This is a genomic window from Sporichthyaceae bacterium (assembly GCA_036269075.1).
Lineage (GTDB): Bacteria > Actinomycetota > Actinomycetes > Sporichthyales > Sporichthyaceae > DASQPJ01.
Genome location: DATASX010000016.1, coordinates 1 through 16,124, shown reverse-complemented (window position 1 = coordinate 16,124; position 16,124 = coordinate 1). Strand labels below are relative to the sequence as shown.

10 protein-coding genes and 1 pseudogene are annotated in these 16,124 nt (G+C 69.6%); 6 read left to right on the top strand and 5 right to left on the bottom strand.

All coding sequences use genetic code 11. From position 1 onward, the window contains the following. Positions 1-66: 66 nt before the first annotated feature. Positions 67-4,005, bottom strand: a complete 3,939-nt coding sequence (locus VHU88_02770) for a GAF domain-containing protein (protein ID HEX3610586.1) — start codon at positions 4,003-4,005, stop codon at positions 67-69. A 322-nt stretch (positions 4,006-4,327) separates the two neighbouring features. Further along, entirely contained in the window at positions 4,328-4,576 is a 249-nt protein-coding gene (locus VHU88_02765; protein ID HEX3610585.1) for a hypothetical protein, read from the bottom strand. 639 nt (positions 4,577-5,215) lie between these two features. On the opposite strand from VHU88_02765, the gene VHU88_02760 reads away from it, so the two are divergent. Both VHU88_02760 and VHU88_02755 read left to right on the top strand, forming a co-directional pair. Further along, positions 5,216-6,424, top strand: coding sequence for a tyrosine-type recombinase/integrase (locus tag VHU88_02760; GenBank protein HEX3610584.1), 1,209 nt, complete (start codon positions 5,216-5,218; stop codon positions 6,422-6,424). Between the two features lie 146 nt (positions 6,425-6,570). After that, positions 6,571-7,866, top strand: coding sequence for a Fic family protein (locus VHU88_02755; protein ID HEX3610583.1), 1,296 nt, complete (start codon positions 6,571-6,573; stop codon positions 7,864-7,866). 986 nt (positions 7,867-8,852) lie between these two features. Here the strand turns inward: VHU88_02755 and VHU88_02750 are convergent. Continuing rightward, positions 8,853-9,492, bottom strand: a pseudogene (locus VHU88_02750) (transposase). Between the two features lie 13 nt (positions 9,493-9,505). Further along, positions 9,506-9,997 (bottom strand): helix-turn-helix domain-containing protein, encoded by a 492-nt coding sequence (locus tag VHU88_02745; GenBank protein ID HEX3610582.1) that lies wholly within the window; start codon positions 9,995-9,997, stop codon positions 9,506-9,508. A gap of 204 nt (positions 9,998-10,201) precedes the next feature. Here VHU88_02745 and VHU88_02740 point away from each other — a divergent pair, with 204 nt between their 5' ends. The 3 genes from VHU88_02740 (at position 10,202) to VHU88_02730 (ending at position 13,448) form a co-directional block, all read left to right on the top strand. After that, positions 10,202-10,546 carry a hypothetical protein gene (locus VHU88_02740; GenBank protein ID HEX3610581.1) on the top strand — a complete coding sequence of 115 codons (345 nt, stop codon included), beginning with the start codon at positions 10,202-10,204 and terminating at the stop codon, positions 10,544-10,546. A gap of 38 nt (positions 10,547-10,584) precedes the next feature. Next, complete coding sequence (locus tag VHU88_02735) at positions 10,585-12,513, top strand: hypothetical protein (GenBank protein HEX3610580.1); 1,929 nt, start codon at positions 10,585-10,587, stop codon at positions 12,511-12,513. A gap of 476 nt (positions 12,514-12,989) precedes the next feature. Then, the gene (locus VHU88_02730) at positions 12,990-13,448 is read left to right on the top strand and encodes an ABC transporter substrate-binding protein (GenBank protein ID HEX3610579.1); all 459 of its coding nucleotides are present in this window, start codon (positions 12,990-12,992) and stop codon (positions 13,446-13,448) included. Positions 13,449-14,119: 671 nt separating this feature from the next. On the opposite strand, the gene VHU88_02725 is transcribed toward VHU88_02730, so the two are convergent. After that, positions 14,120-14,281 carry a hypothetical protein gene (locus tag VHU88_02725; GenBank protein ID HEX3610578.1) on the bottom strand — a complete coding sequence of 54 codons (162 nt, stop codon included), beginning with the start codon at positions 14,279-14,281 and terminating at the stop codon, positions 14,120-14,122. Positions 14,282-14,505: 224 nt separating this feature from the next. On the opposite strand from VHU88_02725, the gene mobF reads away from it, so the two are divergent. After that, a partial coding sequence (gene mobF / locus VHU88_02720) for a MobF family relaxase (GenBank protein ID HEX3610577.1) occupies positions 14,506-16,124 on the top strand: 1,619 nt, incomplete at its 3' end.

The window sequence follows — 16,124 nt, the reverse complement described above, 5'->3', positions numbered from 1 at the left end:
ACCAATGATCACCGACCCGTCGAGACGCCGGCGAGCGCGTAGCGCGAGCAGACTACGGCCGGGCAATCATTCGACCCGAACCACGAGCAGGGCGACGTCGTCGCTGTTGGGGGCGTGGTGCAGGAGTTGGTCGCAGACTTCCTCGACGCCCCGGTCGGCCAACCCCGCTGCGCGTTGCCCGAGCTCGGCTATGCTCACGGCCATGTCGACGCCGCGGCGTTCGATCAGCCCGTCGGTGTACAGCAGGAGCATCGACCCTGCAGGCAGCACCTGGCAGGCGGTCGGGTACGGGTGGACCAGACCCGGGGACAGCGCTATCCCACCGGCCTGCTGCAGCGGCCGGGCCCGGCCGTCGGCGGGGTCGATGAACAGCGGAGGCGGGTGACCGGCGCGCGCCCAGGACAGTTCCCAGTCCTCGCCGCCTCGGATCAGGCGGGCGAACACGGCGGTGGCGAACCTGGCCATGTGCAGGGACCGGTTGGTCTCGGCCAGCCGTTGCAAGATCGCTCCTGGCTCCAGCGCCTCATCCAGGGCCAGCGTGCGCAACGCCGCACGTAGCTGCCCCATGGAAGCCGCGGCGGCGATGTCGTGCCCCACCACATCTCCGATGGCCAGCGCGAGGTGACCGGGCCCGGTCAGGAAGGCGTCGTACCAGTCGCCGCCGACCTCGTCGCGACCCGCGGGCCGGTAGCGGGCACACACCCGTAGGCCGTCGACATCGGGCGGGTCACTGAGCAGGCTGTGCTGCAGAACCAACGCCGTGTGCCGGGTGTGCTGATAGGAGATGCCGTGCTCCACGGCCAGGGCGGCGTACTCGGCGATCTCACCGAGGATCTGCAGCTCGAGTTCGGACCACGCCGGGCGGTCCTGGCACGTCCCGAAGGTGGCCACCGCCACGACCAGGCCGTCGGCCAGGACCGGCGCCAGGACGACCCGGTCGAGGGTGGACCGGAAGACGACCTCGGTGCCGGCGGGCCGGGCCCACGTCGGAACCTGCGCGGTTCGGATCGGGGCGGTCAGGCGTCCCTGCCGGATCGCCTCGACGACCGGTGAGCCCTGTTCCCATTCGAGGCCGTCGTGGGTCGGTGGCAGTTCGAGGCTCTCGATCACCTCTGCGGCCACCCGGTTGGTGACGACCGGCAGCGGCGGCATCGCTCCGGGCGGCACCGGAACGGCGAGCACGTGCACGGTGGACAGGTCGGCCAACTCGGGGACCACGACCCGCGTCAGAGCCCGAAGTTGGGTCACCGGGTCCAGACGTCGGTTCATCGCGGCCTGCGCGGCCGACAGCAGCCTGTGGCGACGTTCGTCCGCCCCCAGCCGTTCGGTGCGCTGCGCCCGGCCCAATGCCTGGGCGGCGAGGTCGGCCACCGTGGTCAGGAACAGCCGCTCCGCCTCGTCGAAGGTCCGCGGGCGGTGATAGCCGACCGAGAGAATCGCGACCAGCTCGCCCTCGACCAGCAGCGGCAACCGGGCCAGAGCCTGACCCCGGGTCGTCTCGTAGCTCTGCGCGGCCGCGGCGCCGAAAAGGGCACGGTGCTCAGCCGGTGAGCCCACGAACACCGCGGTGCGGGTCGCGGCCACCTCGGCCAACGCGCTGGGCACGTCCAGCGCGACGTCGATGGACCGTTCCAGGTCACCGAGCGCAGTACCGGCCAGCCGCGCCGCCCGGGCCACCGACTCCGAGGCGCGGATCTCGCGCAGGGAGAACAACTGGGCTTCCACGGCTCGCGGTACATGCTCGGCCAGTACCGCGGTGACCTCGTCGACGCTCAGCGTGGTGGCCAGCGCGGCGGCCAGATCGGCCAGGCCGGCCGCGCGCGCCGCGTCAGCGCGGTGCCGTTCCCCACGCATCGCCCGGCCCAGCGCCTGGGCGGCCAGGTCGGCCACCGTGGTCAGGAACAGCCGCTCCGCCTCCTCGAAGGTCCGCGGACGCCGGTAGCCCACCGACAGGATTGCCACCAGTTCACCGTCGACCACCAACGGGAACCGGGCCACCGCCTCGACGTGAGCGGCCTCGTAGCGCCGCGCCGCAGCCGCGCCGTAGCGTTCGCGGGTCTGCTGCGTGGACGTCACGAACACCGGCCGCCTGGTGGCGACAACCTCAGCCAGCGCGCTGGGAGCGTCCAGCGGAACCTCGGCGTAGCGGTGCCGCTGGTTGCGGGCCGCACCGCCGGACAGCAGCGTCCGCGCCAAGCCGGCCTGGTGGTCCACCCAGCGCAGCGAGAATGCGTCGGCGGTCATCGCCGACTGGACATGCTCGGCCAGAACTGCGGCAACCCCCGCGACGCCGACCGCCGTGACCAGCGCCGCACCCAGATCCCCCAGCCTGCGGGCTCGATCAGCCTCGGCGCGCAGTTTTTCGGCGCCCATGGCCCGGGCCAGCGCCTGGGCGGCCAGGTCGGCCACCGTGGTCAGGAACAACCGCTCCTGCGGCGGGAAGGCCTGCGCGGTCACGTACCCGATGGACAGCACTGCCACCAGTTCACCCTCGACCGGCAACGGCAACCGGGCCAGGCCCTCGATGCCGCCCGCGCCGTGCTGTGCGTCGGCGGCGGGCCCGTAGCGGCGCCGGTTGTCCTCCGCACTGGTGACGAACACCGCCCTCCCGCTCGCAACCACCTCCGCCAACGAACTGGAGCCCTCCAGGGCAAGCTCGACGAACTTCTCCCGGTAATTCGGGTGCTCGAATTCCATCCGGACAACCCGCGCCACCCCCGCTGCGCGGTCCACGGAGCGCAGGGAGAAGGTCTGCCCGGCCACCGCCTCGCGCACGTGCTCGCCGAGTACCACGGCCACGTCGCCCACGCTGCCCGCCCCGACCAGCGCAGCGGCCAACGCCCCGACCCGCTCGGCGCGGGCGGCGTCCGCCTGCGCGCGTTCGGTGGCCATGGCCCGGCCCAGCGCCTGGGCGGCCAGGTCGGCCACCGTGCTCAGGAACAGCCGCTCCTCAGGCGGGAACGGCTGCACGGTGCGATAGCCGACGGACAGGACAGCGACCGGTTCGCCGTCGACGATCAGTGGCAGCCGGGCCAGACCCTCGATTCCGGCCGCAGTGTGCTGCTCGGTGGGGGCGGTGCCGTAGCGGCGGCCGTTGTCCTGCGCGCTGGACACGAACACCGGCTGTCGGGTCGCAACCGCTTCGGCCAGGGCCGACGGCGTGTCCAGCGGCACCTCGCCAAAGCGTTGCCGGTAGCCGGGCTGCGGGCCTTCGATCCGGAGCACCCGGGCCACCCGCTCGTCGGGGTGGACGCTGCGCAGGGAGAAGGTCTGCCCGTCGACGGCGGCCTGCGCGTGCTGCGCGAACACCTCGACGACCTGCTCGACGCTGACCGCGGCGACCAACGCAGCGGCCAATGCCCCGACCCGCTCGGCGCGCGCAGCCGCCGCGCCCACCACCGCCCGGGCCCGCATCTCCCCGGCCGGCAACCCGGCCCGGTGCAGGGCCAGTGCAGCCAGTTCCCCGGCGGCGACCAGAAACGCTTCCTCCCCCTCCGCCGGGGGCCGGGCCCGGTCGAAACCGAACCCGACCATCCCGCACACGGCGCGCGCCCCCGGGGCACGCAGCGGCAGCAGCCCCACCGTGGCCAGTTCCGGGACGACCTCGACCAGGCTCGGCAGGTGGTCTTTGACCTGCGTGGCGCCGACCCACCACAGCAGGCGCCCGACCTCGACCTGGCGCAGCGGGGCCCAGCCGGCTGGATCAGTCTGTGCCCGCAGGACGTCCAGCACCCGTTTGCCGGCGCCCAAGGAGTCCAGGGCGACGAACCGGTCGGCGGTGGCGTCGAACTCCGCCGCCCACACGTGGGCACAGTCCAACCGCGCGCCTATCGCCTCGACCGTACGGGCGGCCACCTGCTTCGCGCTGCGAGTCGTCGCCAACGCCACACCCAACTCGTACAGCGCGGCCGACCCCGGCGCAGCCCCGTGCACCGAGTCCGGCACGACTTCCTCCAACGCCGCGCCCTCGGGCGCCTTCTTCTTCGCCACTGAAACGGCAAGCATCTCGCCTGAGCGCTAACCGGCCCGGCCGTGTCATGCCGTCCGCCCGTGCCGTGCGGCCCGACGGTCGGCTCCCGGTCGCGACTGGTTGCGGTGAGGGTCTCACGTCCGCCTAGGCCCGGGACCGCGGTCCGCCGGCCACGACACGACCGCGCCGTTCACCTCGCCCGCCTGTGGTGCGGTGGCCTTGGCCGAGGGCTGGAACGGCGACCGCCTGGCGCGGCCCGGGCACGCGCCACCGAACATGGCGATGGAGTACGAAGGGCTCGCGGAGGAACGACTCCGCGAGATCGCCGACCGCCTGGCGGCCTTGGCCGAAGGTGAGTCAATCCTCGTCGGCGAGCCGAGCGATGCGCCAGACGGAGACCAGCTCGCCGGTGATGTCGTACATCACTCGATACCGCCCGATGCGCAGCCGCCGGCGGTCGGGCGACCCGTACGGGAACGAAGGCCGGACGGGGATCATCGGCGAGCCGTCCGACGGCATCGAGTGTTGCCCGCAAACCCTGCGGGTCATCGAGAACCCGGCGGCCTGACTGACAGCCTGTTCCTCCCAGATGACCTGCCGGGTCATCCGCGCAAACCGAGCCGACGCGGCACCTCGTCGTGCGGCACATAGGTCGTCTGGCCGCCAGCCTCCCGGGTTTTCCGGTCCGCCGGCGCCGAAGCGTCCGCAGCCGAAGGAAATCGGTCACGGGCACCACGACGGCGGCCTGCCCACCGAGATGGATGACCTTCGGATCGGCCGGCTGAGCGGTCGTCCCGCCACCCGGGCCGGTACGGACCTCAGGCGAGCCGAAGTGCATCGTCACGAACGACCCGTGGCCGCGCTTCACTTCCCAGGAGGGCAGGCCAAGGACCGATTGGAAGGCCGCCGCCACGGGATCGTTCGTGCCCGTGGTCGAGCAGGATCCCGCTGCCGGGAGCGAACTTCGGACGGCTGGTGATCCAGCGGGGGTGGGGCACGTGATCCGCACGATCAACCTGCGTAAGCCTCTGCGGTTTGTCACCAGATTAAAGTGCCCCCGGCAGGATTCGAACCTAATATTTCATGTGCGGAGAGTGCAGATCAGAAGCGTGGAATGCGTCCTGAGCTGCATAGATACCAGATCTATGTGACTGTGAGTTACCATGATCGACCCTTTCTCATCGAAGCATCTGGCCATAATCTGGCCAACATGGCGTGCAGGATGGCTGACTAGCGGGGTCCGGAATGTATGAGCAGGTCGAGAACCAGCACAGCGGCGGCGGTAATCGAAGGGGACGCAAGGCCTCGTTCGGCAGCATCCGGCAACGCGGGTCGCGGCGGTTCCAGGCTCGCTATACCGGCCCGGACGGGCTCCAGTACACGGCGTACTCGCCGGGCGGCTCGGCCACCTTTCAGACACGGACGGACGCAGACCGAGCGCTGGCCCGGGTCCGGGTTGATATCGATGCAGGGACCTGGGTCTTGCCCGAGGTGCCAGTAGTCATCGAGACGGCAGTCGTGTGCGGACCTTTGAAGTTCGGCGAGTACGCCGAGACATGGCTCACTCAGCGACCCCTGGCCACCCGCACGCGTGACCTCTACCGTTCGCTGCTGGACAAGCACCTGCTGCCGTACTGGCACGACACCGTATTGACCGCGATCACCTCGACTGCCGTCCGGGAGTGGCACGGCGGGCTGGACAAGACCAAGCCGCGTGCGGTGGCAAACGCCTACAGCCTTCTCAAGACGATCCTGGAGACGGCAGTCGCGGACGATCTGCTCCCGGCCAACCCCTGCAGGATCAAGGGCGGGAGCCAATATCGGCGGGCCAAGGAGCCGGGCATGGCCACCCTCGCGGAGATTGCGTCGCTGCGGGCGGCAATGCCCGAGCACTACAGGTCCGCCATCGATCTTGGCGTGTGGGCCAGCCTGCGCATCGGCGAAGTGATCGGGCTGCAACGGGCGGACGTGTCGCTGAGCGCCTCCGACGCGACCGAGCAGACGGCGGTGATCCACGTCCGCCGCTCGGTCGGCCGCACCCGCTCCGGCCGGGAGGAGAAGCTGCCCAAGAGCGGGGCGGGTACACGCGACGTCCCGTCACCGCCGCACATCGTCCCGGCTCTGCGCCGGCATCTGGCTACCCACAGCGCACCAGGCCGCAAGGGCTGGGTCTTTCCGGCCGCCACCGACGCGAAGACCAACGTTTCGGCGGACGTGCTGCGCGAGGCGTTCGAGACGGCCCGGCACAAAATCGGGCGCGACGACCTGGTGTTCCACCACTTGCGCGGCATCGGGGCAACGCTGGCGGCGCGCGCGGGCGCCACCGTGCGGGAACTTCAGGACCGACTCGGCCACGCCACCCCGAACATGGCGCTGGCCTACCAACGCGTGGCCGACGACCGACCCAGACAGATCGCCGAGGCGCTGAGCCGAATGATCGCCACCGAAGAGTGACCGGGACTCCAGATCCGAATTGCTCGGCGTCGCATGAACCGGCTTCCCGTAAACCTTCCCCCGACACGACGTGGTGTAACCTTAGCTATCTAAACCTTCACTTCACTGCTCGTGCTGCAAGGTTGCCGACCGGGACCGGGGGAGCGATGGCGGACACCGTGGTCGCGACGTGGACGCCGCTGGCGAACGCGCCGACACGCGTGCACCGCCGCGGCGGTCCGTACCAGGCCTACCATCCGGACCTGCTGGTCGACCGGCCGCTCGCGCTGGACCGGCAGGTCGCCGAAGTGGCCGCCCACGCCGAGAGCGCGGTCCGCCGACTGCGGGATGCACCCGGCGCGCACGGCTTGGAAGGTCTCGCGCGATTCCTGCTGCGTTCGGAGGCGATCGCCTCGTCGCGGATCGAGGGCATGGAGGCCTCGCCCGCCCAGGTCGGATTGGCCGAACTGGCCGAGGAGGAAGACCTGACCGCGACCAACGTGAGCCGGACCGCGCGCCGGGTCGCGGCGAACATCACTGCGGTGCGCACCGCGACCGCCGACCTCGCCCGAGCGGATCGCATCACAGTCGCCGACGTTGAAGGAATGCATGCGGCGCTGCTGGCCGACGAGCCACAACTGCACGGGCTGCGCACGGTGCAGAACTGGATCGGCGGTTCGGACTACCACCCGATCGACGCCGAATTCGTGCCCCCGCCGCCGGATCTAGTGCCCGGGCTGATGGCGGACCTGGTCGCCTACCTCAACAGCGCGGGTCACGCCGGGCTGATCCAAGCCGGTATTGCCCACGCGCAGTTCGAGACCATCCACCCGTTCAAGGACGGCAACGGCCGGATCGGGCGCGCGTTGATCCACACGGTCCTGGTGCGCCGCGGTCTGAGCCCGCACGCCGTCGTCCCGGTCAGCCCGGTGCTGCTGACCCGCTCGCAGGAGTACGTCCGGGGTCTCACGGCCTACCGCTACCTCGGCCCGCCCGACGGCGAGGCCGCGAAGGCGGCCGTATCGGCCTGGCTGCGTTGCTTCCTCGACGCGGTCTCGCTGGCCGTCACCCAGGCCGAGGTCTTCGCGGCCGACCTCGCCGAGTTGCACGCCCGCTGGGAACAGGACCTGGCCAAAGCCCGCACCCATTCCGGAGTCCGGACAGTGCCGCGGGCCGACTCCGCGATCGCCCGCATCCTGGCCTGCCTCCAGGAGCACCCCGTGTTGACCGCGTCGAGCGTGGTTCGGCTGTTCGACGTCAGCCGCCCCTCGGCCGCGGCCGCGCTCGAGGAGCTGACCGCGGCCGGAATTCTGACGCGCCGTCGGATCGGCCGCGGATACGGCTACCTGGCCACCGACGTGTTCGACCTGCTCACCTTCGCCGAACGCCGACTGGCCAGCACCCGCTGGGACACAACGGCATCAGAGCCTGCGCGGCCGGCGCCGTACCGCCCCGCGACCTGAGAACCGGCGCGGCTGACCGCTGCCTGCTCGACGGCGTCCCGTCCGATGACTTCGCGGTCAGTCAAGGCGGACAGCGGCGGCTGGTGGCGGAGCGCTGCGGCGGGGTCAAGCAGCCGAAAGGCGCTCGATAGGCAAGCCGACTGGCAACCCTGCGAGACGCCGCTTCAGTTGCAGGGCAAGCGTTTCGGCAATCGCGCACGGATAGGCCGGCGTCGGCACTACAGATGTCGATCACTCCAGCGTCGCTGGATGCTAAGTCGGATCAGCCGCCTGAGGCCGTCGGCGCCGGTACTACCAGGGCCCGATCTCGGGAAGGTCGCTGCCCTTGGGGTCACGGGGAACGCGGGACTCGCCATCGTCGCTGTCCCACCGCCTGCCGTACTGGTCGGGCATCGATCCCAGCCCCAATAGGCCATCGGCCTGTCCGGGACGATGCCCAACTCATTCAGGGGATCAACCCGCTGCGGACCGACCGTGCACAGATGCAGCCAGCCATCGCCGGGGTCGAATTCGTAGACGAACACCTCGTACGGTTGCAACCGCCCCAGCGTCACCTTCCGGTCGTCGTGCACCATCTGATCGGGGTCGTCCCAGTCCGGGTCGGGGAGGCCGACGCGCTGCCATCTGCGAGCCAGAACTGATGCAGGTGCGCCAGGTCCCATCGGCCGAACGCGTCGTTGATCGCAGTGGCCAGGTGGGCGAAGGTATGCCTCCGCGGGGCGGCGAAGATGCGGCCGGGGGCGCGGCCAGAGGTCGGCGGCGTGGCCCTCGACGAGGTCGACGCGGATCGACAGCCAGGTCCGGGCCACGCGGTGATCGTCTCAGAGCCAACGGCGGTTCCCGCGGCGGCGCGTCCCGGTCGCGACCGGTTGCTCAGCTTAGCTCAGCTACTTCAACCTGAAATAGTCGGAGTCTGCTGGCAGCCCGTCGGCGCCCGTGTAGTCGTCGGTGTGCTGTGGCCGGCCCTCGTCTGCTCGCACGGTTCGTTAGGCGACCAGGGTGCTGATCTTGATCAGGTTGTGGGCCAGGATGCCGTGCCCGGTCCAGATCTTCGCGCCTTCGGCGGTGTCAATACGGGTTCGGTCCCAGCCGTATCCGCGTTTGAGGGTGCTGATCCTCCCCTCGCAACCGGTTCGCCACTTGACGGTTCGTCGGAACGCCGGTCGATGCTCGGCAACTCGTCGTTGCGCGGAGGGTTTGCCCTTGCGGGGAATCACGACGTTACGGACACCGAGATCATGTAGCTCGTCCTCCACGCTGTTCTCGCCGTAGCCGCGGTCAGCGGTGACCGTTCGCGGGGGCCGGCCGGCGCGTTGGGTGACCCGCTTGACCGCCGGCGCGAGCTGGGGGCGTCAGCGGGATTTCCCTGCTCGATGTTGTGGTCCACGATCACCCCGTCATCGCCCTCGACGATCTGGGCCCTGTGGCCGAATTCCACGGGCTTGCCCAGGCGGCCCTTGGCGATCGGGCGGGCGTCGGGGTCGTGCAGGCTGACCCGTCGGGTGGGCCGTCCGGGGTTTGCCCGGCCAGCCGTTGCCGGGTCTGGGCGACGATCTGGCGGGTCGCGCCGACCAGGTCGGCCAGGTCCTCGACCGCCCGGGCCAGCCGGCCCCGGCGGCGTCCGGCAGTGGCGTCGTGCTTAGCTTCGGCCTTCGCGGCAGCGGCCTTGGCGCGCGCCCTCCGCTCCGACGCCGACCGCCGAGCGCCTCATGCGGATCGCGGACGGGCAGTGACGTGCAGTGGAGCGACATCCGCACCCGAACACGTTGCTCGCACGGGCTGCGAGTTGTCGGTGCCGACGGGTGCCGACGGAAAACTGGGCCGGTGTTGCCGAGGCGGGGTCCTGCGCACGTTGCACCATCGTGCGAACGAAGGCCCGGATCTTCTCCAGCCCGGGCAGCTCACCGACGGTCGACGGGTCGAGCTGCCGGTCGACCTGGCTGATCTCTCGGTCCAGCAACGCCTGTTCCGAGGGGGAGTGCACGTAGAACGCGCCCTTCGACAGCCCGGCGCGGGCACATACGTCGTCGACGGTCAGGTTTCGGAAGCCGCACTCGGTGGCCAGGCCCCGGGCGGCCCGCATGAACTGACACGCCGCGCCGTCCGCCGTCTCCGCGTCGGTCCTCGGCATGTATCCCCCGAATTCGTCATGAAACGTGCACGACCGGGTACGTAGCCTGTAATACAACAAACCGACCAGTCAGTTTTCGGAGTTGGTTGTGTCCAGCACCATGTCGGTTCCCGCCGGCCGGTCCGCGGCCCACCGCTCGGTGGACGCCTCGGGCGAGACGTTCAGCGGGCACTCCCACGGCCGCGGGTGCATCTCGGGAGACTGGTGCTGCTGCCCGTGGCGATCGCGTTGGGGGCCTTCGAGGACAACTACTGGCTGTTCATCCTGCAGATGACGTTCATCATGGGCATGGTCGCGCTCGGCACCCTGATCGTCGCCGGATATGCCCGGGAGATCACGTTGATGCAGGCCGGGCTGACCGGCACCGCGATCTACGTCTCCGGGTGGGCCTACCGGTCGAACTGCGAGGGTCTGAAGTGGCCGTTGCCGGTCGCGGTGGCATTCGGCACGGCGTCGTGGTCTCGATCTCGATCGCGGTGGCGATGGTCCGTTCGCCGGAGTCGCTCACTCGCGCAGGTCGTGTCCTGCACGGGAGGTAGCGGATGCTGATAGGGAGAGCGCGCAGGCGGAGGACCATCCTCGCGGTCGTGTCTGCGATGGTCGCTTCGTTGGTCGCCATGGCCGCGCCGAGTTCGGCGGCCGCGGACACCGACGTCCATGTGGTGCACACCGCCGCGTACGGGGACGTGGTGGTCTCGACCAGCCGCGTGCAGGCCGGCAACGGCAAGGTCTTTGCTGTCACCAACCACCTGGTCCGCAGGTACGCCCAGCGAAATGTCCGCGGCACTCCGGAGGAGTATCTGGTGGTGTTGGCCAGCGACGAGAACGCCGCCGACACGGTCGGGCGGGACGTCAAGACACTGCCCGGTTCGCTGCAGGACCCGCCGGACAAGGCCAGGAACGCGCTCGTGGGACCGGATTTCCTTGCGGTCATCGACGCGACGAAGGGCTCGCCGTCCTACGGCCGTCTGGTGAATACCGCCACGCTGAGCCCGCTCGTGTACAACGAGTTGCACCACGCGCAGTACACCTGGCACAAGGGTGACACCTTGTTCGTCGGTGGCCTGTACACCTCGACGACCTACGCCATGGACGTGTCCGACCTGCCGATGCTCAAGCTCAGGGGCGTGAGCGTGCCGACCGACACGATGTGCGGGTCCGTGCCGGATGCGTACTACGTGTTCCACGACGGCACCGCCTATGCCACCTACATGGGCGGCCCGGTGCTGCCCGGTCCGTGCCGCTATTCGGACGGTTCGATGCGCTCGGGGAACGGTTATGCCGGCAGCCCGGGCGCGGTCGTGCACTTCGACCGGAACGCCAAGGTCCTCTCGATCAGCCCGGCCGCCACGCCGCAGGGTGACAAGGCGGGCACGTGCGACAACCTGCCGCCAACCGGCAAGCCGAGCTGCGCCAACCCGCACGGCATCCAGGCCCGCCCGGACCTGAGCCGGATGGTAACCGGCGATTACGTGGAGCCGAGAAACCTCATCCTGAGCCCCATTCCCCCGGCCTCGGCGAAGCTGTTCCGGCCGACGGTACGGACCTGGGACATCTCCGACCGCAACCACCCGAGGGTCACCGATGTGACCTACCTCCCCGATGACCCGGCGGGCGACCCGAAGGCCCCGCTGTACCGCGAGAACAGCGCGACCATGGAGGTCACGGTCACCCAGCAGCCGGGCCACAAGGGCGCGTTCGCGCAGACTATGCAGGGCGGCGAGATCTTCTACGCGCCCGACATCACCGTGCCGCACCCGCGGTGGCGGAAGGTGTGGGACGACGGTGCCGCGATCAAGGGCTACAACTCCAGATGGGAAGACACCAGCGGGGCCGGCACCCACGGCGGCTGGGTCCAGACCAGTCCGAACGACAAGTTCCTCTACCACTCGACGATGGGTCGCCATGCGGGCATCCTGGGTCCGAATGATCCGGGCGCGCCCGGCGGAATGATGGTGATAAACATCGCCAAGCTGGTGAACGCCGGCGCCGACCCGAGGTGCGACTTGGACGAACACATCACCAAGGACTGCCCGGCGCTGGCCGGTGCCGCCGCGCTCAATCCGACGAAACCGGGCCTGGGGCCGCACTTCGGCACCGTCGACAACTTCGTTCTGGGCGCGGATGTCAAGTACCACGAAACCGACCAACCCGGCCGGCTGGCGGGGACGGACTACTTCGTCTCCCGGGCCGGCAGTGCCTACCACAGTGACCACAAGCTGTGGGTGGCCACGGTGGGCAAAAACGGCGCGCTCTCGGTCGACAAGGACTTCCACGACTTCCTCTACGGCGACAGCTCGCCGGGCTGGAACTTCGACCGAAAGTCCTGGCCGCACGGTCCGTACGGCAACGCAAAGCCGCACAAGGCGTTGTTCGTCGTTGCCGACCGTGACGTGGCCACAGCATCCGAACAACGTGCGGCACACCACGAGCAGCCGATGGCCCCGTACGCGGTGGTTCCGGATCGGGCGCAGAGGGTCGTCGGGCGGCGTCGCCGACCTGCCTCCAACTGCTGACTCCAGCCGGACAAACCGGTCGAACCGACCCCGGGGAGGCGCCGATCTCCGCCCGTCGGATCGAGATCACGTTCAGGCGGGAAGTGACGATCAGTCAGGCGTAGGTGCCGTACGGATCGGGACGGCGGTTTCATGTTGATCGTGAGACGTTTTCGGACGTTTTTTAGCACTATCCACCGGGTAGCCCTCAAAACTCATGACCGAGCCTCGCCGGCACGATCAACTGCGGGTGCCACAACAGCAAGTTCGACATCAACGACGGCCATGTGCTCTCGCCCCCGCCACCAAACCCCTGCCGCCCGTGAAGATCACGGTCAAGAACTGGCCAGGTCAGCAAAGCCTGACTTTTCCGGCGAACTCACGCCTCTTGTCCGCCGCCGTCGCCCGGGATGACCGGCCCGGCGAGCTGAGCCGTCTCGCGCAGAAGCAAAGCTCCCGACGAGGAGATCAGTGACTCGCGGACACGATCAACAACGATGCCAGCAACCCAACCCGATTTCACCCCACAGTGCTTGAACGCCCGCAACGCCGGTGTCGACCTGCTGGCTCTCGGGATGGACGGCGCCGCTATGACCGGGGTGGGCCGCTCCGGCGCGGCGATCGGCTACCGACCGTTGCTCGCCCCGGGCGCCGCGACGTTCACCTTGGAGAACACCGGGGACCCGAAGCTACGCGCCTTCGGCATGGTCAGCGGCAGCCGCGTCGCGCCGTGGATGGCCCAGGACACCCCAGCGGCGCGCGCCTTCCACGACGCCCTGGCCCGTTTCGCCCCGGACCTAATCCCGGACGGCGAGACCATGCTCGGGTGGACCTCCGGCAAGCTGCTCGAGGCGGCCCTCGACAAGCTTTCCGCCGGTGCGCTGACGCCGCGTTCGGCCGCATCCACGGCGAAACCCTCGGCGGCTCACGGGGGCGCTGACCTTCATCCCCGGTGAGAAACACGCGATCAGCGGTGGCTGCATCTGCTTTGAACCACTCGGCCCGACCGGGTCAACCACCCCGACCGCCGGCAAACCCGTGTGCCACTGAACGAGCGGGCCGACCTGCTGCCTCGCCCGTCCTGCGCGGCCCGCATCGTCACGGCCCTACGCGGGACCTCAGGGCGACGGTCGGTCGGTTCAAGAACGACGCCCCGGCCCACACCGAGTTCTACCGACGATGCGCAGCAGGGACCCGCGGCGTTTCGCGACGGTCGTCACACGCAGGGGGCGGGTCGCTGGTCGCGGCCCTGCATCGAACTGATGCAGCGTCAGATGAACTTACGGTGAGCGCGGCGGCATGGCGGCGGCGCAGCCGCACGTATGCCTGTCGTGCCTGTTCCCCCTGCAGCACTGCCATGTCGCAGTCCCCTTTCCATCCACTGCTCACAACGGTCGACGCGGCTGTAGTGTTCCGCGCCGGCCGTGTCGTTTCGATCAAATCTCGATGGAACATCGGCATCCAATTCCCGCCGGACGGCACCTGGCGGCCGCCGGCTCACGCCGACGGAATCTCGCCCCAGACGAGCAAAACCCGACGTCACCAAAGACCTCGCCCTCCTAGGGCCTGAGACGTCCGTTGCAGCAGGAACGCGAGCCATACCTGTGGGGGCCAGGTTTTCGGCCGGTCACTTCCAGGTGTAGATGACGAACTGGTTCGGGTCGGGGACGAATCCGTTGGGCGTCCCGTCGGGGCTGGAGATGGTGTTGGCCGAGGTGTACTTGTACATGAACTCCCGGGCCTGGCCGTAGTAGTGGTTCCAGGTGTCGCACCGCGGGTAATCGGCCAACCCTTGTGCCCCCGATGCCAGAACGAGCAGCGCCGGGTCGAAAACGATCCGGTCTAACAATAATTCGCGCCAGTGACCGTTTATATCCCTGCTGGACCGCCAATACTCCTGGCAACCGCCATTCACTCAGCCACGACCATTCGACTGTTGAAAGGCAGCAGACATGTGCATTCTTCGAATGTACTGTCGGTGGTGGTGTCGGCGGTTCAGCGTAGGGGTCGCGGATGTTGAGTTCGGCGAAGATCGGAACCTCGTCGTGGCGCTACTACACGAATTCGGCGCCGTGCGCGGCGACGGAGTACTACCTCGGCGTCGGTGAGGCGCCGGGGTACTGGCACGGTCGCGGCCTGGCGGCGCTAGGCCTGGAGCCGGGCGCGGTCGGGTCCGAGGCTCAGCTGGAGGCGCTGTTCGCGCGGGCCCTGCATCCGAGCACAAGGGAGCAGCTCGGTCGGGCGTGGCGCTCGGACGGGGTGACCGGGTTCGACCTGACGTTCTCGGCGCCGAAGAGCGTCAGCGCCCTTTGGGCGTGGGGAGATTCGGGTACGGCCTGGGAACTGCGGGCCGCCCACAAGGCCGCGGTCGCGGCGGCGTTGGGGTACCTGGACGCGCACGCGTCGGCGTCGCGCCGAGGGGTGGACGGGGTCGAACAGGTCGGCTCGGCCGGGTTGGTGGCGGCGTGCTTCGACCACCGCACCTCCCGGTGCGCGGACCCCCAATTGCACACCCACGCCCTGGTCCTGAACAAGGTCCAGTGCGCCGATGGGGTGTGGCGGTCGTTGGACGCCACCGAATTGTTCGGCCACAAGAAATCGGCGGGAATGATCTACCAGGCGGCGTTGCGCAGCGAAATCACGAGTCGTCTTGGTCTGGTTTTCGACACGGCGGACACGCACGGTCAGGCAGAGATAATCGGGGTCCCGTCCGGGCTCCTGAAATTGTGGTCCAAACGCACTGCGCAGATAACGCCAGAGGCCGCGGGAAAGATCGCCGAGTACGAACAATCCCTGGGCCGTTCGCTTACCTCCGGGGAGCGGGCGGCGGTGACCAAGACCGCGGTGCTGAAGACCCGGCCCGGTAAGACCCACCAGCACCCGATGGCCCTTGCCGAGGGTTGGGCCGCCGAAGCCGCGGCAGCCGGCTACCACCGCGAGGACGTCGTCGCAGGTGTGCAGGAGGCAGCCCGGCAAGCGGTGCGGCAACCACCGGCAAGCGGGGCGGCAATCGCCGTCGCCGCGATCCAGGCCGCGGCCGGGTTGCGCTCGACATTCTCCCGGGCCGATGTGGCTGGGCAGGTCGCCGCCCGGTTGCCCGGCGACGGGCGTAGCGCGCAGGAGGTGGTGGCCACGGTCGAGCGGCTCACCGACGAAGCCTTGGAACTCGACGCGGCGGTGTCGGTCGGTTCCCACCCGCGGGGGGTCACCGCCCGGGCTTCGGATGCGCGGTGGGCCGGGGCGACGGTGTTGGCCGCGGAGGCGCGGGTGCTGTCGCTGGCCGAACGCGGCCGCGCGGCCGGTTACGGGCTGGTCCACCCGGCCGTGCTGATCACATCCCTGGCCGACACCGGGCTGGACGCCGATCAACATGCAGCGGTGCGGGCGTTGGCCGGGGACGGGGACTTCGTATCGGTGCTGACCGCCCCGGCCGGGGCCGGGAAGACCGTGACCCTGGGAGCCGCGGCCCGGCTGTGGCGCGGCGAAGGCTATCGGGTGATCGGCCTGGCCCCCTCCGCCCGCGCCGCCGCCGAACTCGCCTCGGCCACAGGGGGAACGGCGGACACCCTCGCGAAGTGGATCCACGACCACCGCCGCCGCGGCCTGCTGCCCGGCCATGAACGGGCCCGCAC

Bases quoted from the DNA above. Each gene is read 5' to 3' on its own strand.
- VHU88_02770 (HEX3610586.1), bottom strand. From the start codon at position 4,005: ATGCTTGCCGTTTCAGTGGCGAAGAAGAAGGCGCCCGAGGGCGCGGCG.
- VHU88_02730 (HEX3610579.1), top strand. From the start codon at position 12,990: ATGCCAGCAACCCAACCCGATTTCACCCCACAGTGCTTGAACGCCCGC.
- VHU88_02745 (HEX3610582.1), bottom strand. From the start codon at position 9,997: ATGCCGAGGACCGACGCGGAGACGGCGGACGGCGCGGCGTGTCAGTTC.
- VHU88_02755 (HEX3610583.1), top strand. From the start codon at position 6,571: ATGGCGGACACCGTGGTCGCGACGTGGACGCCGCTGGCGAACGCGCCG.
- VHU88_02765 (HEX3610585.1), bottom strand. From the start codon at position 4,576: ATGACCCGGCAGGTCATCTGGGAGGAACAGGCTGTCAGTCAGGCCGCC.
- VHU88_02760 (HEX3610584.1), top strand. From the start codon at position 5,216: ATGTATGAGCAGGTCGAGAACCAGCACAGCGGCGGCGGTAATCGAAGG.